The organism is Streptomyces sp. CA-179760, from assembly GCF_050937045.1.
In the GTDB taxonomy this organism is placed as follows: Bacteria; Actinomycetota; Actinomycetes; order Streptomycetales; family Streptomycetaceae; genus Streptomyces.
Window position 1 is genome coordinate 5,559,587 of record NZ_JBNJLZ010000001.1, and the last position, 18,982, is coordinate 5,578,568.

The window sequence follows — 18,982 nt, forward strand, 5'->3', positions numbered from 1 at the left end:
AGGGTCGGTCAGTCTCCTCGCGGGGCGTACATGATGACCGCCATGCCCGCGAGGCAGATCAGTGCGCCCGTGATGTCCCAGCGGTCCGGGCGGTAGCCGTCCGCGACCACGCCCCACAGGATCGAACCGGCGACGAAGATCCCGCCGTACGCGGCGAGCACGCGTCCGAAGTGGGCGTCGGGCTGGAACGTCGCGACGAAGCCGTACGCGCCGAGCGCGAGGACGCCGCCGGCCGCCCACAGCCAGCCCCGGTTCTCGCGCACGCCCTGCCAGACCAGCCAGGCGCCGCCGATCTCGAAGAGGGCCGCGACGACGAAGAGGGCGGCGGAGCGGACCACGAACATGGTGGTCAGCTTCGCATGCCCTCGCCCGGGCCTTCGCACCCGTGTGACGGCGCCGGGCGCCGGGCCTCCGCCGCGTACGCCGTCGGAGGTACTCCCACCGTCGTCGTGAAGTCCCGTACGAGGTGGGCCTGGTCGGCGTAGCCGAGGTCGGCGGCGAGGGCGGCCCAGTCGACGTCGTCGCGGTGGCCGGCCTGTTCGAGGGCCTCGTGGATGCGGTAGCGGAGGAGGACCCACTTGGGGCTGACGCCGACCTGGGCTGAGAAGAGCCGTTGCAACGCCCGTACCGACAGGCCCCGCGCGTGGGCGAAGTCGCCGACGCGGCGTACGGCGCGATCCGCGCGGATGCGTTCGACGAGGTCGACCGCGAGGTCCGCCTGCGGGTCCGGGGCGCGGGGCAGGGAGAGCAGGAAGGCGTCGAGGGCGGCGACCCGGGCGTGGTCGCCGGCGGGGGTGACGACCGTGCGGGCGGTGTCGGCGGTGACCTGCGGGAACACCTCCTGGGCGGGCAGGGTGCGGCCCGTCCAGCGGGAGACCGGCTCCTCGGGGGCGTACGGCCGGAAGCCGCCGGGGCGGAACTTCGCCCCGCAGACCCGGCCCCGCCCGGTCAGCTTCCTGGTGTAGAGGCCGAGCGCGACGCCGGTGACTTCGCCGTAGGGCGGAGCGTCCTCCTCGTCGGCCCCGTCCCACTGGAAGGTGAGGTTGACCGAGGGGTGCGGGACGACGTGGGAGGCGTACGGCTCGGGCAGGTCCCAGTCGATGAGCCAGTACCACTCGACGTACCGGCGCAGCGGCTCGGCGGGCTCGTGGCGGCGGAAGCGCACGCGGTTCAGCAGCCCGGACGGGTCGACGATCCCGCGGGTGTCGTGGCGGGGGGCCTCCATGGCCGGATCGTACGTCGCGTTTCTTCAAGATGGGCGGTCGTGGCCGTCCCTACGGTCGGAGCATGGACACGAGCATGGACACGAACCCTGTGAAGACGTACGGCATCGGTGAGCTGCTGGGCCTGGCGCGGGAGCGGGCGGTACCGGTGGTGCGGGGCATCGACGACGCGGTGCTCGCCGCGCCCACGCCCTGTGCCGAGTACGACGTGCGGGCGCTGGTCGATCACCTCTTCCAGGTGATCACGCAGTTCCAGCGGCTGGCCGCGAAGGAGGCGTCGGAGTTCGGCGGGACGCCCGAGCCGGTCGCCGGGAGTCCCGAGTGGCGTGAGCGGCTCGCCCAGGAGGCGGACCGGCTGGTGGCGGCCTGGTCGGCGCCGGGTGCCGAGGAGGGCACGACGGGCGGGATGAACATGCCGGCGCGGCTGGTCGGCTCGATGGCGCTGCTCGATCTGACGGTGCACGTGTGGGACCTGGCGCGGGCGACGGGCCAGGAGTACCCGGGTGCCGACGAGGCGGTCGTGGCGGAGCTGTCCGGCGCGGTGGACGAGCTGGCGCCGACGGCCAGGAATATGGGGGTGTTCGGGGAGCCGGTGCCGGTGGCGGAGGGTGCGTCGGCCTTCGAGCGACTGCTCGGGCGGACCGGCAGGGATCCCTCCTGGAATGCCACCGCGCCCGCTGTCGTTCCCCCAGGTGCGGTTGAAGGATAAACAACCTGGAGGGTGAGCGACCATGCAGTTCGGGATCTTCAGTGTCGGCGACGTCACGCCCGACCCGACCACGGGCCGGACACCGACCGAGCGCGAGCGGATCAAGGCCATGGTCGCCATCGCGCTCAAGGCGGAGGAGGCCGGGCTCGACGTCTTCGCGACCGGCGAGCACCACAATCCGCCGTTCGTGCCCTCCTCCCCGACCACGATGCTCGGCTACATCGCCGCCCGCACCGAGCGGCTGGTCCTCTCCACGGCCACCACCCTCATCACCACCAGCGACCCGGTGAAGATCGCCGAGGACTTCGCGATGCTCCAGCACCTGGCCGACGGCCGGGTGGATCTGATGCTGGGCCGCGGGAACACCGCGCCGGTGTACCCCTGGTTCGGGCAGGACATCCGGCAGGGCATCCCGCTCGCCGTCGAGAACTACGCCCTGCTGCACCGGCTGTGGCGCGAGGAGGGCGTCGACTGGGAGGGGAAGTTCCGTACGCCGCTGGAGGGCTTCACGGCGACGCCCCGCCCGCTGGACGGCGTACCGCCCTTCGTCTGGCACGGGTCGATCCGCTCGCCGGAGATCGCCGAGCAGGCCGCGTTCTACGGCGACGGCTTCTTCCACAACAACATCTTCTGGCCGGCCGACCACACCAAGCGCATGGTCGAGCTGTACCGGGCCCGGTACGCCCACTACGGGCACGGCACGCCCGAGCAGGCGATCGTCGGGCTCGGCGGGCATGTGTTCATGCGGCGGAACTCGCAGGACGCGGTGCGCGAGTTCCGGCCCTACTTCGACGTCGCGCCGGTGTACGGGAACGGGCCGTCGCTGGAGGACTTCACGGCGCAGACGCCGCTGACCGTCGGCAGCCCGCAGCAGGTCATCGAGAAGACGCTGGCCTTCCGGGAGTACGCGGGCGACTACCAGCGGCAGCTGTTCCTGGTGGACCACGCCGGGCTGCCGCTGAAGACCGTGCTGGAGCAGATCGACCTGCTGGGCGAGGAGGTCGTACCGGTGCTGCGCAAGGAGTTCGCCGTGGACCGCCCGGCGGACGTGCCGGAGGCGCCGACGCACGCGGCCCGGCTCGCGCGGGCCCGGGGGTGAGAGGGGAGTAAGAAGGACGCTCCGGCGCGGCGCATCCGGTCCCGGGGTGCCGGTCGCCAGGCACACTGGACGCGTGCCCCACACCGTGCTGCTCGCCGAAGACGACCGCGCCATCCGCAACGCCCTGGAGCGCGCCCTGACCCTGGAGGGTTACCAGGTCATGGCGGTCGCCGACGGTGTCGAGGCACTGGCGCAGGCCCACCGCAACCGTCCGGACGTGCTCGTCCTGGACGTGATGATGCCCGGCATCGACGGGCTCCAGGTGTGCCGGGTGCTGCGGGCCGAGGGCGACCGGACGCCGGTCCTGATGCTGACGGCCCTCGTGGAGACCGCCGACCGGATCGCCGGCCTGGACGCGGGCGCCGACGACTACGTGGTGAAGCCCTTCGACGTGGAGGAGGTGTTCGCCCGGCTGCGCGCCCTGCTGCGGCGCACCAGCAGCCCGGTGGGGGTGGGCGAGCCCCTCGGCGGCGCACCGGCCGGTGCCGCACCCCTCGGCAGCCCGCCCGTGCCCGAGCCGCCCAGGTACCAGTTCCCCGAGCGGTTCATCGAGGCCGCCGGCATCCGCATGGACCCGCAGGCGCGCCGGGCGTGGCGGGGCGCGCGCGAGCTGGAACTGACCCGCACCGAGTTCGAGCTGCTGGAACTGCTGGTCCGCAACGCGGGGATCGTCCTCGACCACTCGACGATCTACGACCGTATCTGGGGCTACGACTTCGGCCCCGGCTCGAAGAACCTCGCCGTCTACGTCGGCTATCTGCGCCGCAAGCTCGACGACCCGGACGGGCCGCAGCTGATCCACACGGTGCGGGGCGTGGGTTACGTGCTGCGGGAGGACTGAGTGGGCCGCCTCCGCCGGCTGCTGAGCGGGCGGCGGCCGAAGCTGGTCTCGTTGCGCACGACGCTCGCCGTGTCCTTCGCGGCGGTGACCGCGGCCGTGACGGTCCTGGTCGGCATCCTGTCCTACAGCGCCGCGGCCCGGCTGGTGCGGGTGGACCAGCAGACGGTGTTCGACGAGGTCGTGCAGGACCTGCGGGACGAGGTCCGGGAGAACCGGATGACGCCCGGCGACTTCTCCTCCGCCGCACCCGGCCACGACCTGGTGCGGCCCGCCCGTACCGATGTGCAGGTGCTCGGCCCGGACGGCCGGGTCGTCGACGCGGGCCGGCCGGGGCTGCCGGTGACGGGGGCCGATGTGCGGATCGCCGCCGCGTCCCTGTCCGGGCGGGTGGTCGAGCACAGGGACGTCGACGTGGGCAACGACGTGTACCGCGTCGCGACCGTGTCCCTCGGCGGCGGGCGGGGAGCGGTGCAGGTCGCGCAGGAGTTCAGCGACGTCGAGGACCTGCTGCGTGCGCTCCAGCGGCGGACGCTGCTGCTGATGGCCGCCGTGGTGATCGCCGCCGGCCTGTTCGGCTGGTGGCTCGCCCGGCGCATCACCCGGCGGCTGGTCGTCCTGACCGACGCCGCCGAGGACGTGGCCCGGACCCGCCGTCTGGGCATCCAGGTGCCGGTCGCCGGCCATGACGAGGTGGGCCGGCTCGGCCGGGCCTTCGACCGCATGCTGGGGCGGCTCGCCCAGTCCGAGGAGGACCAGCGCCGGCTGGTCCAGGACGCGGGCCATGAGCTGCGGACACCGCTGACCTCGCTGCGGACGAACATCTCGATGCTCCGCCGGATCGACGAGCTGCCGCCGGAGACCCGTGAGGAACTGGTCGCCGACCTCGGCCAGGAGGCCCGTGAGCTGACCGACCTGGTCAACGAGCTCGTCGACCTCGCGGCCGGGCAGTCCGACTCCGAGCCGCCCCGGCGGGTCGACGTCGCCGGCCTCGCGGAGGAGGTGGCCGGTCTGGCCCGGCGCCGCAGCGGCCGGGAGATCACGCTCCGCGCGAGCGGCGACACCACGACCGACGGGCGGCCCGGGATGCTGACCCGGGCGCTGTCCAACCTCGTCGAGAACGCCGTGAAGTTCGACCAGCGCGGCACGGCCCCCGTCGAGATCGTCGTCGCCGGGCCCGCCCGGCCCGGCACGATCCGGGTCGAGGTCCTCGACCGCGGCCCCGGCATCACCGACCGCGACCTCGCCCGCGTCTTCGACCGCTTCTACCGCGCCGCCGACGCCCGCTCCCTGCCGGGCTCGGGCCTTGGCCTGTCCATCGTCCGCGAGGTGGCTCTCGCGCACGGGGGAGCGCCGTTCGCGGTCCGGCGGGAGGGGGGCGGGACGGTGATCGGGTTCACGGTGGGCGGGTTCCCGGCGGGCGACGGGCCCGACTGACCCGCACATGGGGTGACCCGCACCTGGGGTGACCCGCAACCTGGGCGCGTGCCCCGCACCTGGGCGCGCTGAGGTCAGCGCAGGTTGCGATACAGCCGAAACCGCCCACCATGCGTGAGCCGCACCCCGGGCGTCCCCGAGAACAGCTCGTGCCCCTGGTCGTGATCACCGTCCTCGGCGGCCTCCTGATGGGCCTCGGCGCTGGTCCACTCCGTGTACAGCAGCACCCGGCTGCCGTCGACGCTGTGCAGGAAGTGGGCCGAGACCGCCCCGGGGTGGCCGCCCTCCCGGGGCTGGGCCGCGATCACCGCGTCGGTGAACGATCGCTGCCGCTCGGGCCCGTCGACGTCGAACGCGGCGGTGATGAGACAGCCCGGGACGCGGGTCTCCCGCTCCTCGGCCAGGCTGCGGTAGAGGCGATAGCGGGGCGGGCCGACGGGCGGAACCCCGGCGTCGTCGTCCCACCGCGCGAGCGTCAGCACGGTCTCCCCGTCCGTGCTCAGGAACCAGCTCACGGCGGCGAGGCCGACCGGCGGTGGCTCCAGTAAGGCCGACTCCTCCTCTGCGAGCGCCTGTTGCCGGTCGGGGCCGTCGGCATACCGGGTGCCGATCACCCATGTGCCGGGGGCGGACAGGTCGGGGAAGAGTGCTGAGGGCACGGACGGAACTCCTTCACGCGTACGGAGGACGGAACCGGAACCGTGATCGTGCCCGTGGACAGCGGGGAGCGGTCAACTCCTTTTCGCCGGTGCCCTACACCGCCAGCCACACCGCCTGGTCCGGCCCCAGCCGGCCGTTCTCCAGCGGGCCACTGGACAGGAGGAGCCCGGAGTGGCCGGGCAGCTCGTACGGCTCGGCGGAGAGGTTGACCACGCACACGAAGCCCGGATCGCGGGTGAAGGCCAGCACCCCGTCCGGTGTGTCCAGCCAGGTCAGCGTGCCGTCGCCCAGGGCGGGACGGTCGCGGCGGATGCGCAGCGCCGCACGGTAGAGCTCAAGCATGGACGCCGGGTCGCCGGTCTGGCTCTCGACGGTGTGCTCGGCCCAGCGGGCGGGCTGGGGCAGCCAGGGATCGGCCGTGGCGCCGTCGGGGCTGAAGCCGTAGGGGGCGGTGTGGCCGGACCAGGGGATGGGGACGCGGCAGCCGTCGCGGCCCCGGTCGGTGTGGCCGGAGCGTTCCCAGGTCGGGTCCTGGAGGAGGTCCTCGGGCAGGTCCTCGACCTCGGGCAGGCCGAGTTCCTCGCCCTGGTAGACGTAGGCGCCGCCGGGCAGGGCGAGCATCAGCAGGGCGGCGGCGCGGGCGCGCCGGGTGCCGAGTTCGAGGTCCAGGGGGCCTTCGGGGCGGTAGCTCTCGTTGGCCACCCAGCGCTTGGCGGTGCGGCGTCCGTAGCGGCTCGGGTGGCGCATCACATCGTGGTTGGAGAGGACCCAGGTGGCCGGTGCGTCCACCGCGCCGAGCATGGCGAGGGAGTCGTCGATGACGGTGCGCAGGTCCTTCGGGTCCCAGCTCGACATGAGGAAGTCGAAGTTGAAGGCGGTGTGCAGGCCGTCCCGGCGGACGTACGCCGCCAGCCGTTCGGGTGTGTCGGCCCAGGCCTCGGCGACGAAGGAACGGTCGCCGGGGAACTCGTCGGCGACCTTGCGCCAGGAGCGGTATACCTCGTGCACCTCGTCGCGGTCCCAGTGCGGGTGGTCCACGTGTCGCGAGGGCAGCCCGGCGTCCGGGTCCCTGCGCGGTGGCAGATCCGGCAGCTCCGGGTGCTTGATCAGACCGTGGGCGACGTCGATACGGAAGCCGTCGACGCCCCGGCCGAACCAGAAGCGCAGGATCGACTCGAACTCGGCCCGCACCTCGGGGTGCTGCCAGTTGAGGTCGGGCTGCTCGGGTGCGAACAGGTGCAGGTACCACTCCCCGTCGGGCAGCCGGGTCCAGGCCGGGCCGCCGAAGCAGGACACCCAGTCGTTCGGCGGCTGCGCGCCGTCGGGTCCGCGCCCGGGCCGGAAGACGTAGCGCTCGCGTTCCGCGCTGCCCGGCCCGGCGGCCAGGGCCGCCCGGAACCAGGCGTGCTGGTCGGAGGTGTGGTTGGGCACGATGTCGGGGATCACCCGGATCCCGTGCGCGTGCGCCTCCTCGATGAACCGCTCGGCGTCGGCCAGGGTGCCGAACAGCGGGTCGATGGTGCGGAAGTCGGCGACGTCGTAGCCGTGGTCGGCCATGGGCGACTCGTACCAGGGGTTGATCCAGACGGCGTCCACGCCGAGGGACTTCAGATAGGGCAGGCGCGAGCGGAGGCCGGCGATGTCACCGACGCCGTCGCCGTTCCCGTCGGCGAAGCTGCGGATGTAGACCTGGTAGATGACGGCGCTGCGCCACCAGGGGCGGTGGGGGACACGAGGCTCCTTCTGATGCGGGGCGGGTCTACTTGGCGGCGCCGGCGGTGAGCCCGGCGACGATACGGCGCTGGAAGAGCAGCACCATGACCACCAGCGGGACCGTGACGAGGACACCGGCGGCCATCTGGCTGCCGAACGGTGTCTCGTAGGTCGTGGCGCCGGTGAACTTGGAGATGGCGACGGTCGCGGTCTGCATGCCGGGCTTGTTGGTCATCGACAGGGCGATGAGGAACTCGTTCCAGGCGCAGATGAAGGTGATGATCGCCGTGGTGAAGATGCCCGGGGCGGCGAGCGGCACGATGACCCTGCGGAAGGCCTGGCCGCGGGTGCAGCCGTCGACCATCGCGGCGTGTTCCAGCTCGTCCGGCATCTGCCGGAAGAACGTGGTCAGGTTCCACACGGCCAGCGGCAGCGCGAAGGACATGCTGGGCACGATCATCGACTGGTAGGTGTTGATCCACCCGATGTCCGTGAACAGCTTCAGCAACGGCACCACGATCGAGACGACCGGGAACATCGAGGTGGCGATGATCAGCGTGAGGATCAGCCGCTTGAAGCGGAACTCCAGCCGGGCCATCGCGTAGGCGGTGAACGTGGCGAGCAGCAGCGCCGCGGCGGTCGTGATCCCGGCGACGACGAGACTGTTGAGCAGCGCGTGCCCGAACCCCTGCGTGGGGTCGAACACGGCCCGGTAGTTCTCGAAGGACAGCGGGGCCGGGACGAGCGAGGTGTCGAAGATGTCCTCGGTGCGGCGGAGGCTGGAGACCAGCATCCAGTAGAACGGCGCCAGACAGTAGGCCACCACCGCGGCGATCCCCAGATACGGCAGCCACTGCCGCCACTTGGCCGTGTGGGTCATGCCGCCACCTCCGTACGACGGCGCCTTCTCCTGCTGTCGCCCCCGATGAGGTCGGCGCCGAGCAGCCGCACGAAGGCGAGCGCGATCAGGAACACGTACAGGAAGAGGATCACCGCGTAGGCGGAGGCGGGCCCGAAGCGGACGTTGGCCGCCTCGTTCTGCGCGAGCATCGACAGGGTCTCCACCGAGTGCTTCTGCGCGCCGACGAGGATGTAGGGCAGGTCGAACATCCGCAGCGCGTCCATGCAGCGGAACAGCACCGCCACCAGCAGCGCGGGCTTCACCAGCGGCAGGGTGATGTGCCAGAACCGGCGCACCGGGCGGGCCCCGTCCATGCGGGCGGCCTCGTAGACCTCTTTGGGGATGACCTGGAGTCCGGCGAGCACCAGCAGCCCGATGAAAGGTGCCGTCTTCCACACCTCGGCGACGATGACGGCGACCTTGGCGTGGAAGCCCTCGGTGGTCCACAGGATCTGCTGCCCGAGCAGCGCGTTGGCCACGCCGTCGCTGTTGAAGATCCACCGCCACAGCAGTCCGGAGATGGCCGTCGGCACCGCCCAGGGCACCAGGATCCCGGCCCGCACCAGGGCCCGGCCCCGGAACGCCTTGTGCATGATCAGCGCCATGGCCACGCCGACGACCGTCTCCAGGCCGACCGTGACGACGGTGAAGAACGTGGTGTTCCAGAAGGCGTTCCAGAAGCGCGCCCCGGCCTCACCGAAGATCTCCACGTAGTTCTGGAGCCCGACGAACGGCTCGGTGTCGCTGATGAACCCGGTCCTCGGGTCCAGCTCCTTCGGCCCGTACAGCGACTCCTTCAGCGCCATGAGCGTCGGGTAGAGCACGACGATCGTCAGCACCAGCAGCGTCGGCGAGACCAGCAGCGCGGCCAGCCGCCCGGAACCGGCGGTCGCCCGGCCCGGCTTCGGCGCCCGCCGGGGTTCCGTACGGACATCGGCCTCTGCCGGAGTCCTGGTCATGACCCCGGCCCTCACCGCGCCACGGCCTTCCGCAGCGCCTTCTGCAGATCCTTCAACGCCCGCGCGCTGCTCTTCTCCCCGGTCAGGGCGGCGTACGTCTCCTGCTGGACCGCCGAGGTCACATCGCCGTACTGCACCACCCGGGGCGGGGCACGGCCCGCAGGATGGACTCCTTGAGCACCGGCAGATACGGGTACCGCGCGATGAGCGCCTTGTCGTCGTACAGCGAGGCGTACGGCGGGGCGACGGAGGCGTCCTCGAGGAAGGTCCTGGTGTTCTCCTCGCTGCTCATGAACCTGATGAAGTCCAGGGCCGTCGCCTTGTTCTGGGCGGAGGAGGAGACGGCCATGTTGTGGCCGCCGAGGCTGGAGGAGCCGGGCCCGTTCAGACCGGGCAGGGGAGCGGTGGCGAACTTGCCCTTGACGCCGCTCTTCTGGGCCAGCGAGTACGCGTACGGCCAGTTGCGCAGGAAGACGAGCTTGCCGGACTGGAAGGCCTGGCGGCCGTCCTCCTCCAGGAAGGTGATGGCCTTCTCGGGGATCGTCCCGTCCTTGAAGGAGCCGGCGAGGAAGTCCAGGGCCTTCCGGGCCTCGGGGGTGTCGACGTCCGGCCTGCCGCTGGGGTCGGTGACGGTGCCGCCCGCGGAGTTCACGGCCTCGGCGAAGTTCACCGTGAGGCCCTCGTACTTCTGGAACTGCCCGGCGTAGCAGGACATGCTCTTCGCCTCGGGCAGCTTCCGCACCTCGGCGCAGGCGGCGGTCATCTGGGCCCAGGTGGTGGGCGGTTGGGCGACACCCGCCTTCTTCAGCAGGTCGGTGCGGTAGTAGAGCAGGCCGCCGTCCGAGCTGCCCGGTACCGCGTACAGACCGCCGCGGTACCGGGAGGTCTCCACCACCGGCTTCAGCATCCTGCCCAGCGGGAACCGCTTCTCGGGCAACGGGTCGATCCACCGGTGGGCGGCGAACTCCGAGGTCCACACGGCGTCGAGGGACAGCACCGTGTAGGCGTCGGACTTCGTCTCCGCGTTCTGGATCATCTGCCGGCGCTGCGCGTCCGGGTCCGTCGGCAGCTGGATGAAGGTGACCTTCTCCTTCGGGTGCGCCCTGTTCCAGCGGTCGAGCATCGGCTGGACGGTGCCCGTGGTGTCCTTGCCGGCCACGTATGTGATGGGCCCGCGCCCTTCGAACGACGGTGGCCCGGCCTGCCCGGAGCCGCTGCCGCAGGCGGTGAGGAGAAGCCCGGTGGCGGCGAGCGCGGTGGCTCTGGTGGTGGTTCTGGTCGTCATGCCACTCCTGCTGAGACTGCGTTGTCATGGAATGAATGAAGAAGATATGCAGGTCAGAACGCTGCTGGTGGGCCTTGAGGAGCCCTTTTCAGGGTCGCTTGGGCAACGCTTGCAAGCTAGGGGTGCCATTTGCCGAAGTCAATGCGTTACGCGACGGTAATCGGCTGACTGCTTGGGCTTCACTCCCATGAAAGCGCTGTCACGGTCAGAGCCAGAAGAGCGAATCCCTGTGCTAACGTCCGGCCCATGCCTCCAGCTCAGCGGCACCCCACGATGGCCGACGTCGCCGAACGGGCCGGGGTCTCCGCCTCCACCGTCTCGCGCACGCTGCGCGGCCTGTCCACGGTGTCGCCGGAGGTGCGCGCCCGGGTGGAGAAGGCCGCGCGCGAACTGAACTTCGCCGTTTCACGGCAGGCCGCGAGCTTGGTCACGGGCCGGACCGGGACGGTCGCGGTGATGGTCCCGACGCTCGACTCGTGGTTCATGGGGGCCGCCCTGTCCAGCCTGGCCCCGCTGCTGCGCGCGTCGGGCCTGCAGTTGAACGTCTACGAGATCCCGGACCTGGCCGAGCGCACCGACTTCTTCGAACACCTCCCGGCGCGCCGCAACGCCGACGCGCTCCTGGTGTTCTCCTTCGACCTCACCGACGAGGAGACGGCCCGGCTGGACGACCTCGGCATGCCCGTCATCTACGTCAGTCAGCACGTCGACGGACGTCCGAGCGTCTACGTCGATGATGTCGCCGGTGCCCTGCACGGCACCCGGCACCTGCTCAACCTCGGCCACCGCCGGATCGCCTTCGTCCAGACCCAGGGCGCGAGCGGCTTCGCCTTCAGCTCCAACGAGCGCCTGCTGGGCTACCAGCAGGCGCTCACCGAGGCCGGTGTCCCGCTCGACGACGACCTGGTGGTCTCCACCCGGGTCGGCGACAAGCGCGCAGCAGCCGAGGTGATCGGCACGCTGCTGAGCCTGCGCGAACCGCCTACCGCCGTCTTCGCCGAGCAGGACGAGGTCGCCGTCGCCCTCATCTGGAACCTGCGCAAGTCGCAGATCCCCGTGCCCGAGCGCATCTCCGTCCTCGGCTTCGACGACCAGCCGCTGGCGGACTGGTTCGACCTGTCCACGGTCGCGCAGTCACCGTCGGACATGGGGCGGGAGGCCGGCGAACTGGCTCTGAAGCTCATCGGCGACGCCGAGGGCGGACACGGTCGGCACCTGATCCTGCCGACGCATGTGATCCCCCGGTCCACGACGGCGCCGGTGGCGGTAGCGGATGACTCTCCCTCAGAATGACGGTGACGCAAGGGAGTTGTCCGCACGGCGCACACTGCCCTCCACAGACCTTCCCCATCCACACCCGGGAACATTCCCGATCATGAACTGACGGGCGCTCACCCCTACACTGAGCCGCGTTTTCAGATGATCGGAGCACGACATGCGTCGCCTCGCCACCGTTTTCGTGGCAGTCAGTGTCCTCGGCCTCGCCGGATGCGCGCAGGACTTCGACAAGGGCCCGGAGGGCAAGGTCACCGAGAAGGTCAAGGACGGGAAGAAGTTCTACCTGGTCGTTGATCCGGCCAAGGCCGGTGACGAGACGAGGTTCAGGGTCAGCAAGTACGACTACCACGACTGCAACCGGGGCTCGAAGTACCCCAAGTGCGTCGAAGACTGAGCTCACGTCAGGCAGAGGGGCGGGCGACCACGCTGATGTTGAACGTGTGAGAGCCCAGCCCGCCCGCGATGCCCATGAAGAGCAGGGCGAAGTGCTCCTGCCCGCGAGCGGTGCGGATACCGCCGATGTCGAGCTGCGACGACGTGGGCCAGCCGAGGTCGTTGAGCAGCCTGCCCGCGGTCCGTTTCGCCTCGGCGTCGTCGCCGGAGAGGAAGACGGTGCTCGGGCCGTCCAGATCGCCCGGGGCGGTCATCACCGTGGAGTCCATGGTGCACAGCGTCTTCACGACGGGGGTCAGGGGGAACGCGTCCTGGATCTGTTCCCCCAGACTGCTGTTGGGGTGCGAGAGCTCGACGAAGTCGTCGGAGAGACCGACCCCGACATCGATCAGCGGGATGCCGGCCAGCGCCGGAGCCCCGATCGAACGCAGCAGCTCCACGGAGACGGTCCCCGGAGTGGCGTTGACCAGTACCTCCGCGTGAGCGGCCGCTTCGCTCGGACTCCCCACGGGGAGCCCGAGGTCCGTCCGTTCCTCAGGCCGGCGTGAGCCGAGGAGGACGTCATGCCCCGTGGCGCTCCAGCCGTGGGCGAGTGCGCGGGCGACGTTGCCGGTGCCAAGCAGTCCTATACGCATGCCCGGACGCTAACCGCCGTGCCGGGCACGGCGAATCGGACCTCCGGCCCTTGTGAACCGGTACGAAAGACCTAGTCCAGAGACGTGATGGTTTCGTCAGCCCTTCTTACGCTGTCTCCCTACCGTGTCGAGGGGCGTGCCGGTCTCTCCGTCCCCGGGCAGGTCCTCCCGCAGACGCGGTCGCCGGGCGGCGGCCTTCCCGTACCAGGTGCCGTACCGCTTCGCGAGGACCACCGCCGACATGCCGTGCAGGAGGATGCTGAGCGCGACGGTGGCCGCGATCACCCGGCCGAGGAGCTGAACGCCCGGGACGTGTTCCTCCACCAGGAGAAGCCCGAACACGACGGAGGCGAGGCCGCGCGGCCCGAACCAGCCGATGTAGGCGACGGTGGGAAGGGCCAGGCCGGTCCTGGCCAGGGAGAGGGCGACCGGCAGCATCCGCACCACGGTGAGGCTCAGCACGGCGTAGACGATGATCCGCCAGTCGAGATCGTCCAGCGTCGGCCCGAGCAGGACGGCGCCGAAGACCAGGAAGCTCAACGAGGCGAGCAGGTCGGCGAGATGTTCGGCGAGACCGGCGGAGTCGTCGACGGCGTCCGGTTCCTGAGCCGGTGCCTTCCCGGGCGCCCCAGCCGGTTCCTGAGCCGGTGCCTTCCCGGGCGCCTCAGCCGGTTCCTGAGCCGGTGCCTTCCCGGGCGCCTCAGCCGGTTCCTGAGCCGGTGCCTTCCCGGGCGCCTCAGCCGGTTCCTGAGCCGGTGCCTTCCCGGGCGCCTCAGCCGGTTCCCGGGACGGTGCCGCCGCGGCTGCCTCCCCCCGCCCCTCCGCCGCTCCGCTCCGCCGCAGGGCCACACCGAAGGCGAACCCCGCCACCCAGGCCGCGATGAAGCCGCTCCCGTCGAAGGCGACGGCCACGGTGTACGCGCCCGCGGCCACGGCCAGGACGAAGGTCTGCCGCCAGTCACCACTGATCCAGCCCCTCGCATGCGACCGGCACGACAGCCACCCACCGAGCCCTCCCACAGCCAGGCCCCATGCGGTACTGAGCACGAGAGCGCGCCAGAAGACCCCGGAGGCGCCCTCCTCCGAGGCCATGGTTCCGGGCAGAGCCGCGAGGAAGACCACGAAGAAGGGCAGCACCATCCCGTCGTTGAGCCCGGATTCGACGTTCAGGCCGCCGCGCACCAGCGCGGGGACACGCCGATCGGCGACCGCCGTCTTGCCGAGAGCGGCGTCGGTCGGCGCGAGAACCGCACCGAGCAGCGCCAGTTCCCACAGGGTCAGCCCCGGCAGCAGCGGCCACGCCAGCAGCCAGCCCGCCCCGATGGTCAACGGCAGCCCGATTCCCAGCAGGCGGCCCGGGAGGAATCCGCCGAGGCGCAGAGCCCGTGCCCGTACGGCCATCGCGTCGGTGAACAGGACCAGCGTCAGGGCGGCTTCGACGAGGGTGAGCACGGGCCCCGCGTCCTGCTCCAGGTCGAGCAGCCCGAGCCCGATCGGGCCGATGGCGATCCCGCAGCCGGTGAACACCATCGGCGCCGACACGGCGGTCGTGGCCAGCCGCCGGGAGAAGAGGGCGTACCCCGCCGTCACGGCGACGACGGCCGCCCCCGCCCACACGCTGCCGCTCACCGTTGCTCACCCGCCAGGGCGGCGTGCGGTCACGGGTGGAGGACCTTCTCCTTGGCCTGGCGGAACTCCTCGTCGGTGATGTCGCCGCGAGCCCGGACCTGCGAGAGCTTCTCGAGTTGCTCCGCCTCGCTGGCAGGGCCGGTGGCGCCGACGGCCTCCCGGATGTAGCGGTCCGTCTCGTCCATCCGGGCCTTGACGTGGTCCTGTTCACGCTTGCCCATGCCCTTGCCCCTGGCGACGACATAGACGAAGACGCCCAGGAAGGGGAGGACGACGGTGAAGACCAGCCATCCCGTCTTGGCCCAGCCGCTCAGGGCATCGTCGCGGAAGATGTCGACGATGACGCGGAAGAGCAGGAAGATCCACATGACCCAGAGGAAGATCCACATGATCGTCCAGAAGGCCCGAGGACCGGGTAGTCGTAGGCCAGGTTCACATAGCCGTCCATCACCGCTCCTCCTCTCCGGGAAGGTCAAGACCGAACGCTTCGCCGATGGCGCGCGCGGCGGACACCACGCGGGCGCTGCCCACCACGGGGGCGATCGCCACGAGCGTCCCCTGGATCTTCTCCAGCGGCACGCCGACGTCCGCGGCGGTGCCGATGTTGAGGAGGTAGGAGGGAGCGGAGGCGTCCATGGCCACCAGAGCCGCGATACGAGCCAGCAGGTATGTCTCCTCGTCCAGCCCGGACCGCTCGAACGTGTCGAGCGTCATCTGGACGAGTGTCTCGAACACGGGCGCGTTCGCCTCGGCGAGAGCGGCGACGCCGCTCGCCCCTGTCCCTTGTTCAGCCATCTCAGGCTCCTTTCCCTGACGGTTGGTGCGACGTACGGCTCGACTGCGCCGCGCCGGAGGCCGCGGCGAGGATTCCGAGGAGGATCAGTACGAGGACGACGATGCCGAGGACGAGCGCCACGGACCCGGGCGTGGGGTAGTTCCACAGCACCAGGGCGAGCGCCCCGCCGGCGATGGCGATGCCGGTGGTCCACTTGCGGTGCGCGTCCAGCCAGTGGCCGGGGCTCCCGGTGCGCATTCCGTTGCGCGCCATGGCCCGGCCCGTCGCCCCGGTCCCGCCCGCCGCCGCGCCTCTGACCCACCGGGCACCGCGTCCCGGCCCGTACAGGTAGGCGGCCAGCGCGGTGATCACCGCGATGACCAGGACCGTGACCGTGCTGTTCTTGAGGAAGCGCAGGAAGGTGTCGTAGATGCCGGCCGCGGTGTCCTGCGGCAGGGCGGTCGTGGCGACCGAGTCCAGATAGATCTGCCGCATCACGGCGAGGCCGACGAGCAGCACGATCATCATGACCCCGACGCCGATGGCCGTGGTCATCAGGGCGACGCGGTGCGCGGGCCCGCTCCAGACGGCGAGTGCCGCCAGGACCAGGACCAGGACGGGGAGCCAGACGCCGAGGATGTTCAGCAGCCGCATGGCGCCCTGGGCCTCGTTGAGCTTGTCGGTCTGGAACAGGGTGATGCTCTTGTCGACGTCGGGGATCTTCGAGGCCTGGTCGAAGCCGGCGTCCACCAGCCTCTGTTTGACGTTGTCGACGACGGTGCCGATGTTCAGGTCGATGCTGTCGTCACCGGCCTGGACGGCGCTGCCGCCCTCGCCGGTCAGGACCTTGACCACGGCGGCGTGCGCCCGCCGGTTGGCGTCGTCCCACACCTCGGCGAACTGGTCGCTGGTCACCACCCTGAGCACGATGCTGTGGACGGCCGAGGTGAGCGCGCTCTTCAGCGGTCCGGTCAGCGCGTCGGCGCCCTGGACGACCCGGGGCGGGGCGCCCTCCCGCTGCAACGTCCGCCCTATGGCGGCGGTGAAGGCGGCGACATCGACGTTGTCGACCACGCGCTTGGTCAGCCGGTCGGTCACGGTGTTCTGGACGGAGGGCTCCGTGGCGATCGGAGCGACGGTCTGGACATACCGGTCGGTGTCGGCGACCTGCGAGTCCACCCAGGCGGCGATGACGGCCAGCGGCGCCAGGACGAAAGTCAGGATCAGCAGTACGGAGGTCGCCGAGCAGCGCAGGCGGCGGTGGTGACCGGAGGCCGCCTTGCGCAGCCGCTCGTACTCTTCCCGCTCAGCGGCGCTCAGCGGAGGTCCGGCGGACGAGGAACCATCGGAGGAATCCATCAGTCTCCCCCGCGAGGCTTTTTGGACGGGTTTTACCTATTGTTCAGATTTTATCGAGGGTGCGCGGACGGCGCATGGTCAGCACTCGCGGCCATCCGCCAGGCCGCACGGAAAGCGGCAGGTCGCATGGCGTTCCGAAAGTGTGCGGGGCGGTCGACGCGTCGACCTGGTGATCGAGTGCCCGGGCAGAAGCCCCACCGGCGAGGTCCTTCCGTACCTCGTCGACATGGTCGACCGGGGGCCCTGCCGGTCCTGTGCGGCATGGGTGCGATCGGCGACGGCGCCCACGCCAAGGGCGAGTTCATCCACCCCGACACGGTGCCCGCCCGGACGGCCCTGGTCGCCGGCCTGCTGGCCCGGCTGACGGAGCCACTGCGCGGCTGAACACGGCGGGCGAGGGTAGTCGGGTCCGGCAAGGTTCCCTCGTACGGAAGTGGTGCCCGCCCCATGGCCGAGACACGAGACGTCGTCGAACTCATCCTCCAGGACCACAGAAGGATGGAGGAGCTCTTCCACCTGATGCGCAGCGTCGAAGCGGACCGGGCAGCCGCCCTGCGGGAGTTCGCCGACCTGCTGATCGCGCACGCGCTGGCGGAGGAGGCGGAGGTCTACCCCGCCCTCAAGCGCTACAACAAGATCGACGACGACGAGCTCGAGCACGGCGAGGAGGAGCACGAGGAGGGCAACGAGGCGCTCCTCGACCTCCTCGAGGTCGGCGAGGTCGGCTCCGCCGAGTGGGACGAGAAGCTGGAAGACCTCGTGAAGGTCATCACCCACCACACCGACGAGGAAGAACGCACCATCCTCAACGGAGCACGCGAGAACGTCGCCATGGACCGCCGGGAGGAGCTGGGCGGGGCGTTCCTGACGGAACGGGAGCGCCGGCTGAAGGAAGGCTGCGGGGCCGTGGAGAACGTACGCCGTATCGTCCACTCCTGACGGCGTGCCGACCCGGGGTGACTCGGGGGTGCCGGCGCACGGCACCCCCGGTCGGCCGGGTCTTGAGGGACGGCTTCAGTTCCCGGTGGCGCGCGCATAGGTGACGAAGGCCGCACCGCTGTCGAGCACCGTGTGGCCGGTGAGCTCCCAGCCGCGCGGATCGAAGGCGGCCTTGTGGGAGAAGACGGGGATTCCGGCACCGATGGTCAGCGGTGTCATCTTGAAGACGAGCTGGTCGATCTCGCCGTACAGGGCGCCGGCCAGCTCCGCGCCGCCCAGCAGCCAGATGTCCTTGCCGTCCTCCTGCTTCAACTGTCGCACCTTGTCCACGGGGTCGCCGGCGACGAGTTCGACGGCCGGGTCCGGGCTCTCGGCGAGGGTCCGGGAGAAGACCAGGTGACGCAGGTGGGGGTAGGCATCGGTGATGCCGGCCTTGAGGCCGATCTCGTAGCTGCGCCGTCCTTCCAGGACGGTGTCGAAGTGAGTGCCTCGCGCGGTGACGGACAGCGCCGCCCGGGCGTGGACGGGCAGGGTCTCCGGGTACTCCGTCACAAGGTGCTGGATGTAGTCCTCGGGGATCGGCCAGAAGCCGTCAGGGCCCGTGGGGTCGGCGCCGTCCGGGCCCGCGATGAAACCGTCCAGCGTGGTGGCGATGTAGTACACGAGCTTTCGCATGCGGTGCTCCCTCTTCCGGGTCTGCGTGATCAGTTCGTACGGCGCCAGGGGATCAGGAGTGGTCCGGGGTGATCCATTCGACGAACTGGACGATGATCCCGTTGGGGTCGGTGACCTGGAACAGGCGTTCCCCCCATGGCTCTTCGCGCAGAGGCATCGTGATGTCGACGCCTTCGGAGCGCAGTCGTCTCTCCTCGGCTTCGAGGCCGGTGACGGTGAAGGCGAGGATCAGTCCGCCGGCGTGCCGGTCGCGCTGGTCGGGCGGCAGGACGTCGATGCCCCGCCGGAGCAGGACGATGTCGACGGCGGCATCGTCATGGGTGAGGGAGGCGAATCCCTCGGCCGCGGCCTGTTCCCGGTAGCCGAGGTGCTCGGTGAAGAAGCGGTGGGAGGCCGCGATGTCTTCGACCGTGAGGGAGAGGGTGGAGGCGGTGATCCTCAAGAGCGGTTCCTTTTCCGGGCTGCGGGGTGGGGG

Annotated in this window: 21 protein-coding genes and 1 pseudogene; 8 read left to right on the forward strand and 14 right to left on the reverse strand. The window is 70.8% G+C overall.

From position 1 onward, the window contains the following. Positions 1-8: 8 nt before the first annotated feature. Positions 9-344 carry a YnfA family protein gene (locus tag ACQEV8_RS25255; protein WP_432964231.1) on the reverse strand — a complete coding sequence of 112 codons (336 nt, stop codon included), beginning with the start codon at positions 342-344 and terminating at the stop codon, positions 9-11. Positions 345-349: 5 nt separating this feature from the next. Next, entirely contained in the window at positions 350-1,225 is an 876-nt protein-coding gene (locus tag ACQEV8_RS25260) for an AraC family transcriptional regulator (protein WP_432964234.1), read from the reverse strand. Between the two features lie 62 nt (positions 1,226-1,287). Here ACQEV8_RS25260 and ACQEV8_RS25265 point away from each other — a divergent pair, with 62 nt between their 5' ends. The 4 genes from ACQEV8_RS25265 (at position 1,288) to ACQEV8_RS25280 (ending at position 5,306) form a co-directional block, all read left to right on the forward strand. Further along, positions 1,288-1,932: a TIGR03086 family metal-binding protein gene (locus ACQEV8_RS25265; protein WP_432964237.1), complete on the forward strand. Its 645-nt coding sequence runs from the start codon at positions 1,288-1,290 to the stop codon at positions 1,930-1,932. 22 nt (positions 1,933-1,954) lie between these two features. Continuing rightward, the gene (locus ACQEV8_RS25270) at positions 1,955-3,031 is read left to right on the forward strand and encodes an LLM class flavin-dependent oxidoreductase (RefSeq protein ID WP_432964240.1); all 1,077 of its coding nucleotides are present in this window, start codon (positions 1,955-1,957) and stop codon (positions 3,029-3,031) included. 73 nt (positions 3,032-3,104) lie between these two features. Then, entirely contained in the window at positions 3,105-3,872 is a 768-nt protein-coding gene (locus ACQEV8_RS25275; RefSeq protein WP_432964243.1) for a response regulator transcription factor, read from the forward strand. Next, positions 3,873-5,306, forward strand: coding sequence for an ATP-binding protein (locus ACQEV8_RS25280; protein ID WP_432964246.1), 1,434 nt, complete (start codon positions 3,873-3,875; stop codon positions 5,304-5,306). A 74-nt stretch (positions 5,307-5,380) separates the two neighbouring features. Here ACQEV8_RS25280 and ACQEV8_RS25285 read toward each other — a convergent pair whose 3' ends face one another. From ACQEV8_RS25285 to ACQEV8_RS25305, 5 genes are all read right to left on the reverse strand, one after another. Then, a complete protein-coding gene (locus ACQEV8_RS25285; RefSeq protein WP_432964249.1) occupies positions 5,381-5,965 on the reverse strand; it encodes an antibiotic biosynthesis monooxygenase family protein in 585 nt (194 codons plus the stop codon). Positions 5,966-6,059: 94 nt separating this feature from the next. Then, entirely contained in the window at positions 6,060-7,664 is a 1,605-nt protein-coding gene (locus tag ACQEV8_RS25290; protein WP_432972975.1) for a glycoside hydrolase family 13 protein, read from the reverse strand. Between the two features lie 61 nt (positions 7,665-7,725). After that, positions 7,726-8,559 carry a carbohydrate ABC transporter permease gene (locus ACQEV8_RS25295; RefSeq protein WP_432964252.1) on the reverse strand — a complete coding sequence of 278 codons (834 nt, stop codon included), beginning with the start codon at positions 8,557-8,559 and terminating at the stop codon, positions 7,726-7,728. Continuing rightward, positions 8,556-9,539 carry a carbohydrate ABC transporter permease gene (locus tag ACQEV8_RS25300; RefSeq protein ID WP_432964255.1) on the reverse strand — a complete coding sequence of 328 codons (984 nt, stop codon included), beginning with the start codon at positions 9,537-9,539 and terminating at the stop codon, positions 8,556-8,558. Before ACQEV8_RS25300 ends, ACQEV8_RS25295 begins: the two co-directional genes overlap by 4 nt. A gap of 118 nt (positions 9,540-9,657) precedes the next feature. Beyond that, entirely contained in the window at positions 9,658-10,824 is a 1,167-nt protein-coding gene (locus ACQEV8_RS25305; RefSeq protein WP_432964258.1) for an ABC transporter substrate-binding protein, read from the reverse strand. A gap of 273 nt (positions 10,825-11,097) precedes the next feature. On the opposite strand from ACQEV8_RS25305, the gene ACQEV8_RS25310 reads away from it, so the two are divergent. Both ACQEV8_RS25310 and ACQEV8_RS25315 read left to right on the forward strand, forming a co-directional pair. Continuing rightward, positions 11,098-12,117, forward strand: coding sequence for a LacI family DNA-binding transcriptional regulator (locus tag ACQEV8_RS25310; RefSeq protein WP_432972978.1), 1,020 nt, complete (start codon positions 11,098-11,100; stop codon positions 12,115-12,117). Between the two features lie 142 nt (positions 12,118-12,259). Beyond that, positions 12,260-12,496 carry a hypothetical protein gene (locus ACQEV8_RS25315; RefSeq protein ID WP_432964261.1) on the forward strand — a complete coding sequence of 79 codons (237 nt, stop codon included), beginning with the start codon at positions 12,260-12,262 and terminating at the stop codon, positions 12,494-12,496. A 7-nt stretch (positions 12,497-12,503) separates the two neighbouring features. Here the strand turns inward: ACQEV8_RS25315 and ACQEV8_RS25320 are convergent, their stop codons facing one another. From ACQEV8_RS25320 to ACQEV8_RS25340, 5 genes are all read right to left on the reverse strand, one after another. After that, positions 12,504-13,130 (reverse strand): NADPH-dependent F420 reductase, encoded by a 627-nt coding sequence (locus ACQEV8_RS25320; protein ID WP_432964264.1) that lies wholly within the window; start codon positions 13,128-13,130, stop codon positions 12,504-12,506. Positions 13,131-13,226: 96 nt separating this feature from the next. Then, a complete protein-coding gene (locus ACQEV8_RS25325) occupies positions 13,227-14,759 on the reverse strand; it encodes a cation:proton antiporter domain-containing protein (RefSeq protein ID WP_432964267.1) in 1,533 nt (510 codons plus the stop codon). A 29-nt stretch (positions 14,760-14,788) separates the two neighbouring features. Further along, complete coding sequence (locus ACQEV8_RS25330) at positions 14,789-15,148, reverse strand: SHOCT domain-containing protein (RefSeq protein ID WP_432964270.1); 360 nt, start codon at positions 15,146-15,148, stop codon at positions 14,789-14,791. A gap of 58 nt (positions 15,149-15,206) precedes the next feature. Further along, positions 15,207-15,554: a carboxymuconolactone decarboxylase family protein gene (locus tag ACQEV8_RS25335; protein ID WP_432964273.1), complete on the reverse strand. Its 348-nt coding sequence runs from the start codon at positions 15,552-15,554 to the stop codon at positions 15,207-15,209. 1 nt (position 15,555) lies between these two features. After that, positions 15,556-16,893: a hypothetical protein gene (locus ACQEV8_RS25340; RefSeq protein ID WP_432964276.1), complete on the reverse strand. Its 1,338-nt coding sequence runs from the start codon at positions 16,891-16,893 to the stop codon at positions 15,556-15,558. A 243-nt stretch (positions 16,894-17,136) separates the two neighbouring features. Between ACQEV8_RS25340 and ACQEV8_RS25345 the strand changes: the two are divergent. Together ACQEV8_RS25345 and ACQEV8_RS25350 are read left to right on the forward strand one after the other, a co-directional pair. Further along, positions 17,137-17,277: pseudogene (locus ACQEV8_RS25345) on the forward strand (M20 family peptidase); the annotation flags it as partial. 63 nt (positions 17,278-17,340) lie between these two features. Next, positions 17,341-17,832, forward strand: a complete 492-nt coding sequence (locus tag ACQEV8_RS25350) for a hemerythrin domain-containing protein (protein WP_432964279.1) — start codon at positions 17,341-17,343, stop codon at positions 17,830-17,832. Between the two features lie 75 nt (positions 17,833-17,907). Here the strand turns inward: ACQEV8_RS25350 and ACQEV8_RS25355 are convergent, their stop codons facing one another. Together ACQEV8_RS25355 and ACQEV8_RS25360 are read right to left on the reverse strand one after the other, a co-directional pair. Continuing rightward, positions 17,908-18,507, reverse strand: a complete 600-nt coding sequence (locus ACQEV8_RS25355; RefSeq protein ID WP_432964282.1) for a dihydrofolate reductase family protein — start codon at positions 18,505-18,507, stop codon at positions 17,908-17,910. A 52-nt stretch (positions 18,508-18,559) separates the two neighbouring features. Further along, positions 18,560-18,949 carry a VOC family protein gene (locus tag ACQEV8_RS25360; RefSeq protein WP_432964285.1) on the reverse strand — a complete coding sequence of 130 codons (390 nt, stop codon included), beginning with the start codon at positions 18,947-18,949 and terminating at the stop codon, positions 18,560-18,562. Positions 18,950-18,982 lie beyond the last annotated feature (33 nt).